The 15,764-nt window shown below is 74.8% G+C and carries 13 protein-coding genes; 11 read left to right on the top strand and 2 right to left on the bottom strand.

Features of this window, described 5'->3' with window-relative positions:
* Positions 1-942 precede the first annotated feature (942 nt).
* The 4 genes from ACVV2G_RS28965 (at position 943) to ACVV2G_RS28950 (ending at position 5,322) form a co-directional block, all read left to right on the top strand.
* Positions 943-1,764 (top strand): AfsR/SARP family transcriptional regulator, encoded by an 822-nt coding sequence (locus ACVV2G_RS28965; RefSeq protein WP_453845739.1) that lies wholly within the window; start codon positions 943-945, stop codon positions 1,762-1,764.
* Positions 1,765-2,006: 242 nt separating this feature from the next.
* Positions 2,007-2,786 (top strand): thioesterase II family protein, encoded by a 780-nt coding sequence (locus ACVV2G_RS28960; protein ID WP_453845738.1) that lies wholly within the window; start codon positions 2,007-2,009, stop codon positions 2,784-2,786.
* Positions 2,783-4,054 carry a beta-ketoacyl-[acyl-carrier-protein] synthase family protein gene (locus tag ACVV2G_RS28955; protein ID WP_453845737.1) on the top strand — a complete coding sequence of 424 codons (1,272 nt, stop codon included), beginning with the start codon at positions 2,783-2,785 and terminating at the stop codon, positions 4,052-4,054. Before ACVV2G_RS28960 ends, ACVV2G_RS28955 begins: the two co-directional genes overlap by 4 nt.
* Positions 4,051-5,322 carry a beta-ketoacyl synthase N-terminal-like domain-containing protein gene (locus ACVV2G_RS28950; protein ID WP_453845736.1) on the top strand — a complete coding sequence of 424 codons (1,272 nt, stop codon included), beginning with the start codon at positions 4,051-4,053 and terminating at the stop codon, positions 5,320-5,322. The genes ACVV2G_RS28955 and ACVV2G_RS28950 overlap by 4 nt, the downstream gene beginning before the upstream one ends.
* Before the next feature lie 166 nt (positions 5,323-5,488).
* Here the strand turns inward: ACVV2G_RS28950 and ACVV2G_RS28945 are convergent, their stop codons facing one another.
* Entirely contained in the window at positions 5,489-5,791 is a 303-nt protein-coding gene (locus ACVV2G_RS28945) for a DUF6059 family protein (protein WP_453845735.1), read from the bottom strand.
* Between the two features lie 346 nt (positions 5,792-6,137).
* On the opposite strand from ACVV2G_RS28945, the gene ACVV2G_RS28940 reads away from it, so the two are divergent.
* The 5 genes from ACVV2G_RS28940 (at position 6,138) to ACVV2G_RS28920 (ending at position 12,335) form a co-directional block, all read left to right on the top strand.
* Entirely contained in the window at positions 6,138-7,022 is an 885-nt protein-coding gene (locus tag ACVV2G_RS28940) for an aromatase/cyclase (protein WP_453845734.1), read from the top strand.
* Positions 7,019-8,779 carry an acyl-CoA dehydrogenase family protein gene (locus tag ACVV2G_RS28935; protein ID WP_453845733.1) on the top strand — a complete coding sequence of 587 codons (1,761 nt, stop codon included), beginning with the start codon at positions 7,019-7,021 and terminating at the stop codon, positions 8,777-8,779. The genes ACVV2G_RS28940 and ACVV2G_RS28935 overlap by 4 nt, the downstream gene beginning before the upstream one ends.
* A gap of 237 nt (positions 8,780-9,016) precedes the next feature.
* The gene (locus tag ACVV2G_RS28930) at positions 9,017-9,838 is read left to right on the top strand and encodes a 4'-phosphopantetheinyl transferase family protein (protein ID WP_453845732.1); all 822 of its coding nucleotides are present in this window, start codon (positions 9,017-9,019) and stop codon (positions 9,836-9,838) included.
* Between the two features lie 315 nt (positions 9,839-10,153).
* Entirely contained in the window at positions 10,154-11,641 is a 1,488-nt protein-coding gene (locus ACVV2G_RS28925) for a condensation domain-containing protein (protein ID WP_453845731.1), read from the top strand.
* A gap of 274 nt (positions 11,642-11,915) precedes the next feature.
* A complete protein-coding gene (locus ACVV2G_RS28920) occupies positions 11,916-12,335 on the top strand; it encodes a pyridoxamine 5'-phosphate oxidase family protein (RefSeq protein ID WP_453845730.1) in 420 nt (139 codons plus the stop codon).
* A gap of 226 nt (positions 12,336-12,561) precedes the next feature.
* On the opposite strand, the gene ACVV2G_RS28915 is transcribed toward ACVV2G_RS28920, so the two are convergent.
* Complete coding sequence (locus tag ACVV2G_RS28915) at positions 12,562-13,047, bottom strand: nuclear transport factor 2 family protein (RefSeq protein ID WP_453845729.1); 486 nt, start codon at positions 13,045-13,047, stop codon at positions 12,562-12,564.
* 124 nt (positions 13,048-13,171) lie between these two features.
* Between ACVV2G_RS28915 and ACVV2G_RS28910 the strand changes: the two genes are divergently transcribed.
* The gene (locus ACVV2G_RS28910; RefSeq protein WP_453845728.1) at positions 13,172-14,686 is read left to right on the top strand and encodes an FAD-dependent monooxygenase; all 1,515 of its coding nucleotides are present in this window, start codon (positions 13,172-13,174) and stop codon (positions 14,684-14,686) included.
* Between the two features lie 133 nt (positions 14,687-14,819).
* Positions 14,820-15,518: an antibiotic biosynthesis monooxygenase family protein gene (locus ACVV2G_RS28905; protein ID WP_453845727.1), complete on the top strand. Its 699-nt coding sequence runs from the start codon at positions 14,820-14,822 to the stop codon at positions 15,516-15,518.
* Positions 15,519-15,764: the final 246 nt, after the last annotated feature.

The following is a 15,764-nucleotide window of genomic DNA, read 5'->3' as shown; positions in this document are numbered from 1 at the left end:
TTCCCTCACGAATAGCAGATGCACTTCCTTCCGGCCGCACACTAGCCGACCACTGTTTCCCCAACAGGATTCTCCAGACGACCGCACACCGGTGTGGAAAAATCCTCGAGGATTCTTCAGCCCTCACCGCCCCGGCCGCTTCACACAACACCAGGACACCGGGTCCCACACCCCCCACCCCCCCCCACATTCCGGCGGCGCCGGGCACCCGGCGCGCCCGTCACCGCGGCAGACACGGACCCGGTACCGGACAGCCCCGCCCCACCCCATCCACCCCACCCGCCACGCCCACCCGGGCGCGACCGGGCGACCCGGCAGGAACCGGACGACCACCCCACCCCACCCCGCTCCCGCTCCCGCCCCCGTCTCACTCCGCCACGCTCCCGCCTTCACCGACCGTGGTGCCCTCACCGGCCGTGGAGCCCTCACGGACCGCGCCTTCACGGACCGTGCCCCAACGGTCCCCGCCAACAGACCGTTGCCCCCCACAACCCTCACCCCTGCGCCCCCCGCCCCGCGGTCCCTGCCCCGCGATCCCCGCCCCGCGATCCCCGCCCCCCGATCCCTGCCCCCCCCGCGATCCGCCCCCGCGCGGTCCCCGGCCCCCTCCCGGCGCCGGCCGCGCTCCGATGCCGGCCGCGCTCCGGGATGCCACCGCCAGGCCGGAAAACAACCGCACCCCGGCGACCGCCCCCTCGCCCCGGCACGCGAAAGGCCCGCCCACGGCCGGTACACCGGCAACGGACCGGCACACCACCCCGCCCTGCCCGCCGGGCACGGCAGGAGCACTGCTCGAGCCGCTCTCGCGCACCGATCTAAGAAACGTCCGGTTCCTCTTCCCGCGGAGTGGCGGGAATGACACGGGAAGCCACGACGCGACAGTATCTAATGGCTCTGTCAACGGCTCAGAACCGACCGCCCTGACAACTTGCGGAGGGAATCGTGAAAATACAAGTCCTGGGTGCGTTGAACGCCGAATTCAATGGAATTCCGGTCGTCCCCACCGCGGGCAAACCCCGGCAGATCCTGACGCTGCTCGCCCTGTGCCCCGGCCGCGTCGTGCCGGTGCCCACCCTCATGGAGGAGATCTGGGGCACCGAACTGCCGCAGAGCTCGATGACCACACTGCAGACCTACATCCTCCAGCTGCGCCGCCTGCTGGGCACGGCCATGGGCCCGGACGTACCGGGCTCGGCCAAGGACGTGCTCGCCACCCGCTACGGCGGCTACCTGCTGCAGATACCCGCCGACGCGGTCGACGCGTTCCGCTACGAGCGGCTCGTGGTCGAGGGCCGGCAGGCGTTCGAGGACGGCGAGGACGAACGGGCCGCCGCGGTGCTCCGCACGGCCCTCGACCTGTGGGACGGGCCCGCCCTGGTCGACGTACGGGTCGGACCGATCCTGGAGATCGAGGTGATGCGCCTGGAACAGAGCCGCCTGGTCACCCGCGAACGCCGCATCGACGCCGAGCTGCGCCTGGGCCGGCACGTCGAACTCATCGCCGAACTCACCGACCTGGTCGCCCGCCACCCCCAGCACGAGGGCCTGCACTCCCAGGCCATGGTGGCCCTGTACCGCTCCGGACGGCAGGCCGCCGCCCTCGACGTGTACCGCAGACTGCGCCAGCGGCTCATCGGCGAACTCGGCGTCGAGCCCTCCCCGCAACTGCAGCGGCTGCACCAGGCGATGCTCGCCGTCGACCCGCAGCTGGACGTCGTCGCCGGACCCCGGCGCTCCTCCACGTTCGACCTGTACGCGGCATGACGTGCCGGCCGCCGCACACCGGGCACCGGGCGCCGCAGGCCGGCGGGGGGCAGGCCGGCGCCGGTGCCCGGTCGAGCGCCGCACGAGCCGCCGGGGCGAGGCTCGCAGCACCCCCGCCCGCACCGGGCGGCACCCCCGCCCCCCGGCCTCCGGCGCCGGGGGCGGGCACCGCGCGGCACCGCACCGTGGCGCCGCCCCGACCCGGCCCCCCGGGACACAGCCGCTCACGAGGAAGGCGACGGATGGCTTCCCGTACCAAGGCCCGCCAGCCGAAACCCGCCCGGGTCACCCTCCACTGCCTCGCCCACGCGGGCGCGGGCGTGGCAAGCTACCGCGGCTGGTCGACGGCGGTCGGTGACGGCGTCGACGTGAGCGCCTGGCCCCTGCCCGGCCGCGACGAACGCCGCCGGGAACCACGCCTGACCGAACGGTCCGCCCTGCTCGCCGACCTGCTGCCGGGCCTGCTGCACAGCGCGCACCGCGGCCCCTACGCGCTCTACGGCCACAGCATGGGCGCCCTCGTGGGATACACCCTCACCCGCGCCCTGGCCGACGCCGGCGCCCCACCGCTGTTCCTGGCGGTGGGGGCCTGCCCGCCCCCGCACACCACCACCGCCCTGGTCGACGGAGCGGACCTGCCCGACGAGGACCTGCTGCCCCTGCTCGACAGCATCGGCTCACTGCCCCCGGGCGCCTCCGCGCTGCCCGGCGGACTGTGGCGGCGCACCTTCCTGCCCGTGCTCCGCGACGACCTGCGACTGGCCAAATCGCTGCGCAACGCCGCCCTGGACCCGGTCACCGGAGGACCCGTGGACGTCCCCGTCCTCGTCTTCGCCGGCAGCGACGACCCGCTCGCCGCCCCCGCCGCCCTGCGGCACTGGCAGCAGTGGACCACCCGCCCCACCGAACTGCACACCGTCGCCGGCGGCCACTTCTTCGCCGGCTCGGTGAGCCTGGCCGCACACGTCGGCCGCGCCTGCCGCGACCACGCCGGCGCCCAGCCGGCCGGAGGCACCCGGTGAAACGCGTCGTGATCACCGGCATCGGAGTCGTCGCCCCCGGCGCAGTGGGCACCAAGAACTTCTGGGACCTGCTGACCATCGGCCGCACCGCCACCCGCCGCATCACCCTCTTCGACGCCGGCCCCTACCGCTCACGCATCGCCGCGGAAGTCGACTTCGACCCCGCCGCACACGGCTTCGCCTGCGCCGACACCGAACGCCTCGACCGGGTCGCACAGTTCGCCCTGACCGCCGCACGCGAAGCGGTCACCGACAGCGGCATCGGCCACCACCCGGACCGCGACCCGCTGCGCACCGGCGTCAGCCTGGGCAGCGCGATCGGCTGCACCACGGCCCTGGCCACCCAGTACGCCCTCCTCAGCGACTTCGGAAACACCTGGGAACTCGACCACGCCGAGGCCGCCGCCTGCCTCTACGACTACTTCGTACCCAGCTCACTGGCAGCCCAGATCGCCCGCGACTGCGGCGCCCAGGGACCCGTCGGCCTCATCTCCAGCGGCTGCACCTCCGGCCTGGACGCCATCGGACACGCCACCGACCTGATCCGCGAAGGCACCGCCGACCTCGTCGTCGCCGGCGGAGCGGAGGCACCCATCGCCCCCATCGCCATGGCCTGCTTCGACCGCATCCGGCTCACCAGCGCCCGCAACGACGATCCCGCCACCGCCAGCCGCCCCTTCGACCGCACCCGCGACGGATTCGTCCTGGGCGAAGGCGCGGCCGTACTGGTCCTGGAGGAACAGGAACACGCCCGCCGCCGCGGAGCCCACCCGTACGCCGAACTGTCCGGCATCGCCGCACACAGCAGCGCACACCACATGACGGGCCTGCGGCCCGGCGCCCAGGAAATGGCCGCCGCCATCCGGGGCGCCCTCGACCAGGCCCGGCTGAACCCGGCGGACGTCGACTACATCAGCGCCCACGGCGCCGGGACCCGCCACAACGACCGGCACGAGACCCACGCCTTCAAAGCCGGCCTGGGCCACCACGCCCACCGGGTGCCCGTCAGCTCCATCAAATCGATGATCGGACACGCACTCGGCGCCGCCGGCGCCCTGGACCTGGCGGCCAGCGCCCTGGCCATCCGGCACGGCATCGTGCCGCCGACAGCCAACCTGCACGAACCCGACCCCACCTGCGACCTGGACTACACACCCCTGTTCGCACGCGAACAGCGCACCAGCACCGTCCTCAGCGTCGCCAGCGGATTCGGCGGATTCCACACCGCGGCGGTCCTCACCCGACCACGGCTGAGGGAGGCGGCATGACCCCCCGCGCACGCCCCGCACACCCGCCCCGACCGGCCCGCCCGGACCGCACCGGCCCACCCCGGGCCCTGGTCACCGGCATCGGCGTCGTCGCACCCAACGGCCTGGGCACCCCCGCCTTCTGGGACGCGCTGCTCCACGGCCGCAGCGGAATCGGCCCCCTCACCCGCTTCGACGCCACCGCCTACCCCGTGCGCATCGCGGGCGAGATCACCGACTTCACCGACGAGGAACACATCCCCAGCCGGCTGCTGCCCTCCACCGACCGCAGCACCCGCCTCGCCCTGGCCGCCGCCCAGGAAGCCCTCCACGACGCGGGCGCCGAAGCAGCCCCCCACACGTCCGCGAACCGGGCCGGCGTGATGACCGCCAGCTCCGCCGGCGGCGCCGAGTACGGCCAGCGCGGACTGGCCGCACTGTGGAGCAAAGGCGCCGCCCACGTCAGCGCCTACCAGTCGTTCGCCTCCTTCCACGCCGCGGCCCCCGCACAGATCTCCATCCAGCACCGGCTGCACGGCCCCGGCTCCGCCGTCATCAGCGAACAGGCCGGCGGCATCGACGCCCTCGCCCGGGCACGACGGCGCATCCGCGACGGCGCCCCCCTCATGGTCACCGGCGGAGTCGACTCCACCCTGTGCCCGTGGGGCTGGGCCGCCCACCTGGCGGACGGCCGGCTGAGCCGCACCGGCGACCCCGCACAGGCCTACCGGCCGTTCGCGGCGACCGCCGACGGCCACACGGTCGGCGAGGGCGGCGCCCTGCTGGTCCTGGAAGACACCCGCACAGCAGCCCGCCGCGGCGCCACCGGCTACGGCGTCGTCGCCGGCTGCGCCTCCACCTTCGACGGACCGCACCGCCCACGGCTGCGGGAAGCGGCCGAACTGGCGCTGGCACAGGCCCGCCTGACCCCCGCCCAGGTGGACGTGGTCTTCGCCGACGGCGCGGCCCGGCGCAGCGACGACCTCGCCGAGAGCCGAGCCCTGTGCGCCCTGTTCGGGCCCCACGGGGTGCCCGTGACCGTGCCCAAGACGATGACGGGACGGCTGGGCGCCGGAGGAGCGGCACTGGACGTGGCGGCAGCCCTCCTCACCCTGGCCGCGAAAGTCGTCCCACCGACCACCGGCACCACACACACCGCGGACGACTGCCCGCTGGACCTGGTCACCACCCCACGGGAACTGCCCCGACTACGCGTGGCCCTGGTCCTCGCACGCGGACGCGGCGGATTCAACTCGGCCGCCGTACTCCAGACCCCCACAACCGACTGACCCCCCCCACACACACCCACCCCCCCACATCCACCCCCCACACCCACCCCCCACACACACCCGCCCGCCCGCACTCACCTCCGCGCCCGCGCCCGCACTCGCCCCCGCAGCAGGGCAGGGGGCGGGGGAGAGGAGGGAGGCAAAGGGGCGGTGCGGGCGGCCGGGACTATCCGGCGTCGCGGCCCTCGGAGGTCCCGCCGCTCAGCTCGCGGGCGAGACGGCGTTCCAGGTCGGTCAGGGGCACATCGCCGCGCACCCGTTCCGGATGGCCCGGAGGCGGATCACCCCACACCCCCCACGGACGCACCTCCCGCGGACGCACCTCCCGCGGACGCACCTCCTGCGGGCGCGCCTCCTGCGGGCGCGCCTCCTCACAGGGCGTCCCCTCGCCGCCGGCGCACAGCCTGCCGTAGGTGACCAGCCCTTCCCACAGGCCGCGGACGAATCGGCGCAGGCGGGAGAACTCCATCCCTGCCACCTCCCGGATCGCTCGTGTGACCGGTGCGCTCCCCTCCCGGACAACCCGGCGGCGACGCACGGGAGGCCACGCTCCGCCGCCTGCCTCGAGAACGCGCCCAACCGCAGTGGAGCCCCAGCCCCGGCGCAGCACTCCAGACGGACACGAGCACGGCCCGTGCACATCCCGAGCGGTTCCGGACAGGCTCGAGGACAGCCGCAGCACAACGGGCCGCCGCGCCCGCCCCGGGACCGCGGCACGCGTGCGGTCGAACAGGGATCCGGCACGGCGGCGACGCCTTGGACGACGGAGGGTGTGGACGATGCCGGATACGCGAGTGCACCGTACTGCCTGTGAAATGAGCGTTCCGGCCCCGGCCGGAGTGCTGTACGGACTGATCGCCGACGCCACCGCGTGGCCGCTGTTCTTCCCCCCGTGCGTCCACGTGGAGCAACTGGACTTCGACGGCACCAGGGAACGGCTGCGGATGTGGGCGCTGGCCGGGGACAGGGTCAGCTCCTGGGTGTCGCACCGGCGCCTGGACGTCGCACAGCGGCGCGTCGAGTTCCACCAGGAACTGCCCTCCCGCCCCATCGAGTCGATGACCGGCGTGTGGACCGTGCGCCCCGCCGGCGACGTCTGCCGGGTACGGCTGGAACACGCCTTCACCATCGTCGGCGACACCCCCGCCGACGTGACCTGGGCCAGGCACGTCACCCGAGCCAACAGCCGCACCCAGCTCGACAGCCTGGCCTGGCTCGCCGAGCGCTGGACCCGCCTGGACGACCTCGTGGTGACCTTCGAGGACACCGTACGGGTCAAGGCACCCCCCGAGCTGGTCTTCGACTTCCTCTACCGGGCCGCGGACTGGCCCGACGACCTCGCCCACACCCGCCCCCTCGCGGTGCACGAGGACACCCCGGGCGTCCAGACACTCGCCCTGGACGGCCGGTCGGCGGCCGGCACCCGGGCCGTACGCATCTGCTTCCCGAGCGCGGGCCGCCTCGTGCACAAGCACCTGCGCACCACCGGACCACTGGCCGCCTACACCGGCGAATGGACCATCGACCCCCACACCTCGGGCATCGACGTCAGCGTCCGCCACCACGTCCTGCTGAGCGACGACGCCGCCGGCCCCCGCCAGGGCGCCGCCCGGCGGGTGCGCGACGAACTGGCCCACGCCGGACGGCACGTCCTGGCCCACGCCACACGCCACGCCCTGGGCGCGGTGCGGGTCCTGTGACCGCCACCGCCGCCACGGCCACCCCACCGGCGGGACAGCACCGCGCCCCGCCCCCGGACACCGGCGAACCCGCACGCGCCGCCCGCCTGGAGACCGCACTCGGCGACCCCTTCGACCCCGGCAACCCGCACGGGCACCTGGCACTGGTACGGGCCGACGACGACCGCGAGGCCCCCGCGGCCACCGAGGAACTGCTCGCCCGCCACGGACTGAGCGCCGAATTCGTCCCCCACGACCTCGGCGGACGCCTGACCGACCTCGAGCAGCTCGCCCGCGTGCTGCGCCCCCTGTTCCGCCGCGACCTCGCCCTGGGCTACGGCTTCGGCGTCACCTCGCTGTTCGCCGCCTCCTCGGTGTGGACCGCGGGCGACACCGCCCAGCGCACAGCCCTCGCCGACGTCCTCCTCACCGGCGGCCGGGTCGCGATCGTGCACCGCGAAGTCGCCCACGCCAACGCCATCCTGCGCCGCGAGGTCGGCGCCGTACGCACACCGGACGGCGCCTTCCTCCTCAACGGGAGCAAGGACGCGGTCATGAACGCCGACCGCACCGACGCCTTCGTCGTCTACGCCCGCACCTCGCCCCGGCACGGACTGGACAGCCACTCGGTGCTCCTGCTGCCCGAAGCACCCGCCGCAGGCAAGGTGCACCGGCTGGCCCGGGTGGAGATGCCCGGCATGCGCGGAGCCCGCTTCCACGGACTGCGCCTCACCGACGTGCGGCTGCCCGACAGCGCCCTGGTCGGCTCCCTGGGCGAGGGCGTGACCCTGGCCCTGCGCAGCTTCCAGATCAGCCACTGCCTCATCCCCGGCACGGTCCTGGCGGGCGTGGACGGCGTGCTGCGGCTGGCCGTACGCGCCGCCACCGAGAACCGGCCCGGCCGCCGGCCCGCCCGGCGCTGGCACAAGGCACTCAGCGGCGTGTTCGCGGACCTGCTGGCCTGCGACGCCATGGCCGTCACCGCACTGCGCGCCCTCAGCCTCGTCCCGCAGGACGCCTACCTGCTCGCGGCGGCCGTCAAATACACGATGCCGGACCTGCTGCGCGAGGACCTGGAAGAACTGGCCGCCGTCCTCGGCGCACGCGGATACGACCGCGGACCGCTGTACGGCGGCTTCCAGAAACTGGCCCGGGACCTGCCCGTGGCCGGCCTGGGACACTCGGGAACGGCCGTGTGCCAGGCGGTACTCGTACCGCAGCTGCCGGCGCTGGCCCGCACGGCCTGGTTCCGCTCCCAGGAACCGCCGGCCGCACTGTTCACACCGGGCGCCCCGCTGCCGCCGCTCGACCACTCCGGGCTCACCCACTGCGGAACCGACGACCTGCTCGCCGCGACACTGATCGGCACCGCCGAACGCCTGACCGGACGGACGGCGGCCGGACCCCTGCACACCGCGCTCGCCGGCCTGGCACGGACCCTGGTGGGGGAGCTGCGGGTCCTGCGCGCACGGTGCGCGGCCCTGCCCGCCACCTCCACCACCGCCGTCGACCCCCTGGCCTGCGCCCTGGCCGACCGCTACGCCCTGGTCCTGTCCGCCGCCGCCTGCCTCGGCGTGTGGGAGGGCCAGGCCGGCGGCGACACCTTCCTGGCCGACCCCGCCTGGGCGGTCCTCGTCCTCAGCCGCATCGGCCGCAGACTCGGCGCCCCGGTACCGGACCTGCCGGCCGGCGTGGAACAGACGGTCCTGGCCGAAGTACTGGAGCGCTGCCGCCACGGCCGCAGCCTCGACCTGTACGGCACACCCCTGGCCTGCTGAGCCACGATGACACGCAAACGGACCGGGCACGGACCCGGACGCCCCGCCCCCCGGGCCCGCCCCGGGCCCGCACGGGCACCGGCACAACAGCACGGGCACCGGCACAACAGCACGGACACCCACGGGCTGCGAACACCCGCCCAGGACGTCCGGGCCACGGGGGACGCCGGGCCGCGGCACGCCACCCCCGGCCCCGCCGGGAGGACCGGCCAAAGGACCACACGCAGGGAGACGACGATGGACCGGGTCACGTGCGCCGTACCCCTTCACGTGCCACGGCCGTCCGGGCCCTGGCCCGGAGTCCGGGAGAACCTCGCCAGGCTCGGCAACGCGCTGGTCTGCACGACCTGGAGCGAATGGCTGCCCAGCGTGCTCACCACCCGCGGGCTGCCCCACCTGCTCGGCGCGGACTGGCAGCGCTACCGCCGCACCCCCGACGCGGTGGTGCGCTACCGCTTCGCCGCGTCCCGGCTGCTGATCAAGAACACCGCCGCCGCGGCCCTGGCCGTCCCGCCCGAACACCTGGACCTCGCCTACCGGCTGGGCGGACGCCCCTACCTGCGCGGCTTCGACCAGATCGAGCTGAGCCTGAGCCACACCGGCGACCTGATCGCCGTCGGCCTCAGCCGCATCGGCCGCATCGGGGTCGACGTGGAACCCGCGGAGCGGCCCGTACGCCTGGAACTGCTCGAAACCCAGGTCTTCACCCCCGCCGAAGCACGGGAACTGGCCGCCCTGCCCGCAAACGAACGCAGCGCCCGCGCGCTGCACCTGTGGACCCTGAAGGAGGCCTACAGCAAGGCCCTCGGCCAGGGACTGCGGCTCGGCTTCAAGGAGTTCGGCTTCAGCGGCGGCCGGCTCAGCGCCCCGGACGGCAGCGTCGTCGCCGGCGGGGAATGGGGATTCGCCACCTACCCGGTGATGGACCGCTACCTGCTCAGCGTCGCCTGCCACGACGCCGGACTGAGCACCGCCGGCGACACCTCCGCGGGCACCATGCTGGACCAGGGATTCCTGGCCGCGATGGCCGACCCGGCACCCGACACACCCCCCGGATAACCCCACCCACCCCACCCCACCCCGGCCCGCTCCGTCCCGGTACCGGCCCCGCACTGCCCCGCCCCGGTACCCGCACGGGGCCGGCGCCGTCCACGCCGCCGGGCGCCCCGGGCACCTGCACTCCTGCCCGGCGCTCCGCCAGTGCAGAAGCGTTTCTCCGCCAGGCTGCGAGCCGCGTCAGCACGCCGTCAGGACCCCGGCAGCCGCCTCTGCCACGATGCCCGGGGAGCACCGCGCCCCCACAGCCGTTCCCCGCGACTTGCACGGCCGGCGCAGCCCACGCGGGAGCAGACAGCGACCCGAGGAGGGCGTCCCATGGCCAGGCAGAACCGTCCGCGTGCCGTACGGGGCCGCCCCGGTGCGGCACGCCGGCCGGGCGTACCGGTCATCTGGCCGCAGCACGACCTGCCGCGCGGCCCCGGCGCGCACCCCAAACCCGCACGGCCCGTCGGGCAGCTGACCTGGCTCTGGCACGGGCCGCTGGACGTCGAGCGGTTCACCGCCGCCTGGCAGTCCGTCGTCGACCGCGAGAGCGTGCTGCGGGCCGCCTTCGTGCGGGAACCGGAACCGCACCTGGTCTTCTGCGACGGCGCCCGCGCCGAGGTCGTACACCACCGCGCGGGCACCGACGGCTGGGAGAGGCTGCTGGAGCGGGAGCGCCGGCGCGGTTTCGACCTGCGCCGCCCCTGCCCGCTGCGCGTCACCCTCGTCGCCCCGGCCGGCGGCCCCGCGGACACCGGCCCGCCGTGCCCGGCCCGGGTGGTGCTCACCTTCCACCACGCGCTGCTGGACGCGTGGAGCGTGCACCTGCTGATGGAGGAGTTCTGCCGGGCCTACCTCGCGGGCGGCGCGCTGCCCGGCGGTGAGCGCCGGCCCGACCTGCGGGACTGGGTGGACTGGCTGGAGCGGCAGGACCCCGTGCCGGCGCGGGACTTCTGGACGAGGACCGTGCCCCCGGGCCCCGTCGCCGTACTGCCGGCCCGGCCCGGCCCGCGCACCCGGCAGCGGGGCCGCGGCCGGGTCGAGGTACGGCTGAGCCCGGCCGAGGCCGGACGGCTGGACCGCTGGGCCGCGCTGCGTTCGGTGCCCGAGTCCAGCGCCCTGCAGACGGTCTGGGCCCTGCTGCTGTACCGCGCGGCCGGGCACGACGGGGCCCGCACGGTGGGCTTCGGCGTCACCGTCTCCGGGCGCGGCATCGCGCTGGAGGGCGCCGGGCGGCTGCCCGGGCCGATGCGCAACTGCCTGCCGATGGTGGTGCGCGTCGACCCCGAGGAGCCCCTGGGCCGGCTGCTGGCGGCGCTGCGGGACGGCGCCCTGGACATGGCCGCCTACGAATGGGTCTCCACCGCCCGGATCCACCGGTGGACCGGACGCGCGGCCGGCGCGGAACTGCTGGAGAGCCTGGTCTCGGTGGAGAGCGTGCCGCGCCCGCTCGCCGGCGCGCGTGCCGCACTCGGCGACGCCGGCGTCGGCCTGCAGCCGGAGCGGGCGAGCGGCGCCCACCGCGGCCTTCCCCTCGCCCTGCTCGTCCACCGCGGCGGCGACGGCTCCCTGACCTTCACCGTCGCCCACGACCAGAGCCGCGTCTCCGACGGCGACGCACACCTGCTGGCCGACCACTGCGCCCGGCTGCTGCGTCATCTGCCCGCCACCGGCGAGCGGGCCACCGCCGCCGCCGTGCTGGACGTGCTCGCCGGCCAGGCGCTGCCGCGCATCGCGCCCCGGCAACGCGCCGCGGCCCGGCTGCGCCCGCGCCCCGCGGCAGGCCGGGCCGCCCCGGGCCGGACCCCACGCGAGCCCTGACGCCCGCCCCGGCCGGGGGCGGGGGCGGGCGTCACCTGCGTCTCGTACGTCTCGACGCCCCCGGCCGGCCCCTGCCGGGCCCCGTACGCGACGGTGACGGCCGAGAACGTGCCGGGCACCGTCCGCTCCGCGGTGCCGACGCGGCGGCCCGGGAGGGGCGAGGGACGTCCGCCGGTCCACCCGGGTTCGAGCGGACGGCGGCATGCTGGCCCGGGCACGGCGACCGCCCCGCCGGCCCCGCCCGTGACGTGCCCCTGGAAGTGAGGACCCGCGTATGCCGCCGCCGATGCAGCGCCCGCACGCCGTGACGGTGCCCGACCCGGTCGAGGCGTTCCTGACCGCCACGGTGCACGTCGCCGCGTTCACGACGCTGCGGCCCGACGGCGCACCGCACGTGGCCCCCGTGCGGTTCACCTGGGACGCGGCCGCCGGGCTCGCGCGGGTGATGACGGTCTCCTCCTCGCGCAAGGCCCGCAACCTGCTGGCCGCGCCCGGCAGCCGGGTGGCGCTGTGCCAGGTGGACGGCTTCCGGTGGGTGACACTGGAGGGCACCGCCACGGTGGTGACGGACCCCGCGCGGGTGGAACTCGGCGCCCGGCTGTACGCCCGGCGGTACTGGTCCGCGCCGCCCACCCCGCCCGGCCGGGTGGTCATCGAGATCGCGGTCGACCGCGTCCTCAGCCTGAACGCCTGAAGCACTTACCCACCCGCACCCGGCCGGTGCACCCGCCCACCCGCACCCCCTCGCACCCGGCCGGTGCACCCGCCCACCCGCACCCGCTCTTCCGTACCCGGCCGGTGTACCCGGGGCCTCCCGCTCCCGGCCGGTGCACCCGCCTCCCCGCACCACCGCCTCCCCCTCGCACGCCGGCGCGGCGGTGCCGGAGCCTTCCGGTACCGCCGCGCCGGCGTGCCGCCTCTCACCGTGCGGGTGGCGGCGAGCCGTCCGCCCACAGCAGCCGGAACGCCAGCAGGCTCAGCCGCCAGCCCCGCGCGGTGCGGCGGGCCTCGCCGTCGACGAAGGTGCCCGTCGCGAAGAGCGGGGGCACGTCGCCCTGCGGCGGTGCGTGGTGGGCGTGGTGCACATGGGTGGAGATCAGGTTGGCCCGCAACGTGGCCCGGTCCCCGTCCAGTTCGACCACGGCCGGGGAGCCGAGGTGCTGGGTGGCCGCGAACGCCGACAGCGCCGACCGGTGGTAGGCGGCCATGCCGTCGGCGCCCTCGTGCCGGCTGACGGGGAACGCCACGACCGCGTCCTCGGTGAACAGGCCGGCGCTCCAGGCGTCGTCGAGTTCCCCGTCGTCGAGCGAGAGCAGGTAGCGGTGCAGCAGGCCCGCGATCTCGGCCCGCGCACCGGCGGCGGCGGACTCGGCTGCCGGCTGATCGTTCGTCAGGGTGGAAGTCATGTCTGAGAATGCCGTCATCCGGCTCACCCGGGGCAAGAGCGCCTGTCGAAGCTCTGACGTACCGCACGGTTTTCTGGCATTCGCTGCACAAGACCTGTAATAGCGCCTATTTACGGCCGCCGAAATGCCTCGCCATACTGGCGGAACACCAGTGAGAAGAGGGCAGATGGAATTCTACGATTCAGATGTCATTGTCGTGGGAGCCGGTCCCACCGGTCTGGTGCTCGCAGGTGAATTGAGGCTTGCTGGAGTCTCGGTGGTGGTCCTGGACAAACTTGCCGAGCCGATTAAGGAATCCCGGGCGCTGGGATTTTCGGCCCGCACCATCGAGGAGTTCGCGCAGCGCGGCCTCATGGACCGGTTCGGTGAGGTCGGAGTCATTCCGGTCGGCCACTTCGGCGGCGTACCGCTCGACTACCAGGTGGTCGAGGGCGGTTCGTACGGGGCGCGCGGCATTCCGCAGGCCCGCACCGAAGGCATCCTCGGCGGCTGGGCGCGCGAGCTGGGCGCCGAGGTCCGCCGCGGGTACGAGGTCACCGCGATCGAGGACGCCGACGGCTCGGTGACCGTCCGGGCCGAGCACGCCGACGGTCCCCTTTCCCTGCGCGCCCGTTACGTGGTGGGCTGCGACGGCGCCCGCAGCAGCGTGCGCAAGCTCGCCGGCATCGACTTCCCCGGCACCGAGCCGGCGATCGAGCTGCGCTTCGCGGACGTCTCCGGTGTCCAGCTGCGGCCCCGGTTCAGCGGCGAACGCGTCCCCGGCGGCATGGTCATGGTCATCCCGATGGGCCCGGACCGCTGCCGCGTCATCTACTTCGACAGCTCCGAGCCGCTGCGCACCGGCCCGGACCCGATCACCTTCGAGGAGGTCGCGCGTACCTGGCAGCGGCTGACCGGCGAGGACATCGGCGGGGCCACCCCGCTGTGGGTGAGCTCCACCACCGACGTCAGCCGCCAGGCCGCCCAGTACCGCAAGGGCCGCGTCTTCCTGGCCGGCGACGCCGCGCACATCCACCTGCCGATCGGCGCGCAGGGCATGAGCGCGGGCGTGCAGGACGCCGTGAACCTGGGCTGGAAACTCGCCCTGGACGTCAAGGGCCAGGCCCCCGACGGGCTGCTCGACACCTACCACGCCGAGCGCCACCCGGTCGGGGCCCGGATCCTGACCAACACGCTCGCCCAGCGCATCCTCTACCTCGGCGGCGACGAGATCACCCCGATGCGCGAGGTGCTGGCCGAGCTGATGGGGGCCCACACCTCCGTACAGCGCCACCTGGTCGGCATGGTCACCGGGCTGGACATCCGGCACGACGTCGGCGACGGGGACCACCCGCTGCTCGGGCGCCGCCTGCCGGACCGGGAACTGGTCGTCGACGGGGAGAAGATCCCCTTCTACACGCTGCTGCGCTCGGGCCGCGCCGTGCTCCTGGAGCTCGGCGGCGACCACGGTCTGCGTACCGCGGCCGCCGGCTGGGCCGACCGGGTCGACCTGGTCGCCGCCGAGTTCGACGGCTGCGAGGCCCCGGTGGACGGCATCCTCGTCCGCCCCGACGGCTACGTCGCCTGGGTCGCCGCCCTCGGTGCCGGCGCCGGCGGCCTCACCACCGCCCTGGAGCGCTGGTTCGGCCCCACCGCCTGACCCCCGCCCAACCCGCCCGGCATCCCGGCCAACCCGGCCGGCCCCCGCCCGGCATCCCGGCCGGCCCACGGGCCGCGCCGTGGTGTGCCGTGCCGTGACACCCGTCCGCACTCTCGAAGGAAGCGAAGGACCCATGCCCATCATCTCCGCCGAGGACAAGCACCTCACCGTACTGAACCTGTTCACCACGGACACTCCCGAAAAGCAGGCCAAGCTGATCGAGGAGATGACGAAGATCGTCGACGCGGCCACGTACGAGGGCTGGATGTCCTCCACGGTCCACTCCGGTGTCGACGGCTACGGCACCCTCAACTTCATCCAGTGGCGCAGCGGCGAGGACCTCGAGAAGCGGTACGCGGGCGAGGAGTTCAAGCACCGCACCCTGCCGGTGTTCGGGGAGATCACCACCTCGATCCGCCTGATGCAGAACGAGGTCGCCCACACGCTGACCTCCGACGCCCTCGGCGGCAAGATCGAGATCGGCCCGGACCGCGACGACTACACCGTCTTCACCGTCTTCCCGGTCACCCCCCAGGGACAGGACGAGGCCGTCGACGCCCTCGGCACCGGCCAGCAGTTCCTCGCCCAGGTGCCCGGCTTCCGCGCGCACGTCGTCCTCAAGGGACTGCGCGCCCGCGGCCTGGAGGGCGCCTTCGTCATCTCCTACTCCCAGTGGGACAGCAAGGAGGCCTGGGAGACCTACCGCGACCAGGCCCCCCAGGAGCAGGACGAGGCCCGCAAGGCGGCCGTGGCCCGCGTGCGCGCGGTGGTCGCCGGTGAGCCGTACAGCAACACCTACCGGGTCGTGCACACGCGCTCGGCCGGCGAGTGAGCCCGGCGCACCGGACGGCGTAGGGGCCCCGGCCCGCCCGCGGACGTCCCCCCCCCGGGGCACGAGAAAAACGGGGGGCGGAGGTCCGCGGGCGTTGCGCGCACCGCGCACCGCGCACCCGGCTCCGCCACGGCTCAGGCAGGCCCCGTGCGGGGCGCTACCGCCGGGCCGCACCGTCGTAAGGCGACGGCGTCGTCCACCCGGCCGCGTGCCGGGCCCCTCCGCCCGCTCCGCCAACCCTTCCGC

It is taken from the genome of Streptomyces sp. JK94, assembly GCF_053613315.1.
The sequence above is the reverse complement of the archived record's forward strand: the minus strand, read 5'-3'. Positions and strand labels throughout refer to the sequence as shown.

Bases quoted from the DNA above. Each gene is read 5' to 3' on its own strand.
- ACVV2G_RS28905 (WP_453845727.1), top strand. From the start codon at position 14,820: ATGCCCATCATCTCCGCCGAGGACAAGCACCTCACCGTACTGAACCTG.
- ACVV2G_RS28920 (WP_453845730.1), top strand. From the start codon at position 11,916: ATGCCGCCGCCGATGCAGCGCCCGCACGCCGTGACGGTGCCCGACCCG.
- ACVV2G_RS28950 (WP_453845736.1), top strand. From the start codon at position 4,051: ATGACCCCCCGCGCACGCCCCGCACACCCGCCCCGACCGGCCCGCCCG.
- ACVV2G_RS28940 (WP_453845734.1), top strand. From the start codon at position 6,138: ATGAGCGTTCCGGCCCCGGCCGGAGTGCTGTACGGACTGATCGCCGAC.
- ACVV2G_RS28960 (WP_453845738.1), top strand. From the start codon at position 2,007: ATGGCTTCCCGTACCAAGGCCCGCCAGCCGAAACCCGCCCGGGTCACC.
- ACVV2G_RS28910 (WP_453845728.1), top strand. From the start codon at position 13,172: ATGCCTCGCCATACTGGCGGAACACCAGTGAGAAGAGGGCAGATGGAA.
- ACVV2G_RS28925 (WP_453845731.1), top strand. From the start codon at position 10,154: ATGGCCAGGCAGAACCGTCCGCGTGCCGTACGGGGCCGCCCCGGTGCG.
- ACVV2G_RS28945 (WP_453845735.1), bottom strand. From the start codon at position 5,791: ATGGAGTTCTCCCGCCTGCGCCGATTCGTCCGCGGCCTGTGGGAAGGG.
- ACVV2G_RS28930 (WP_453845732.1), top strand. From the start codon at position 9,017: ATGGACCGGGTCACGTGCGCCGTACCCCTTCACGTGCCACGGCCGTCC.
- ACVV2G_RS28915 (WP_453845729.1), bottom strand. From the start codon at position 13,047: ATGACTTCCACCCTGACGAACGATCAGCCGGCAGCCGAGTCCGCCGCC.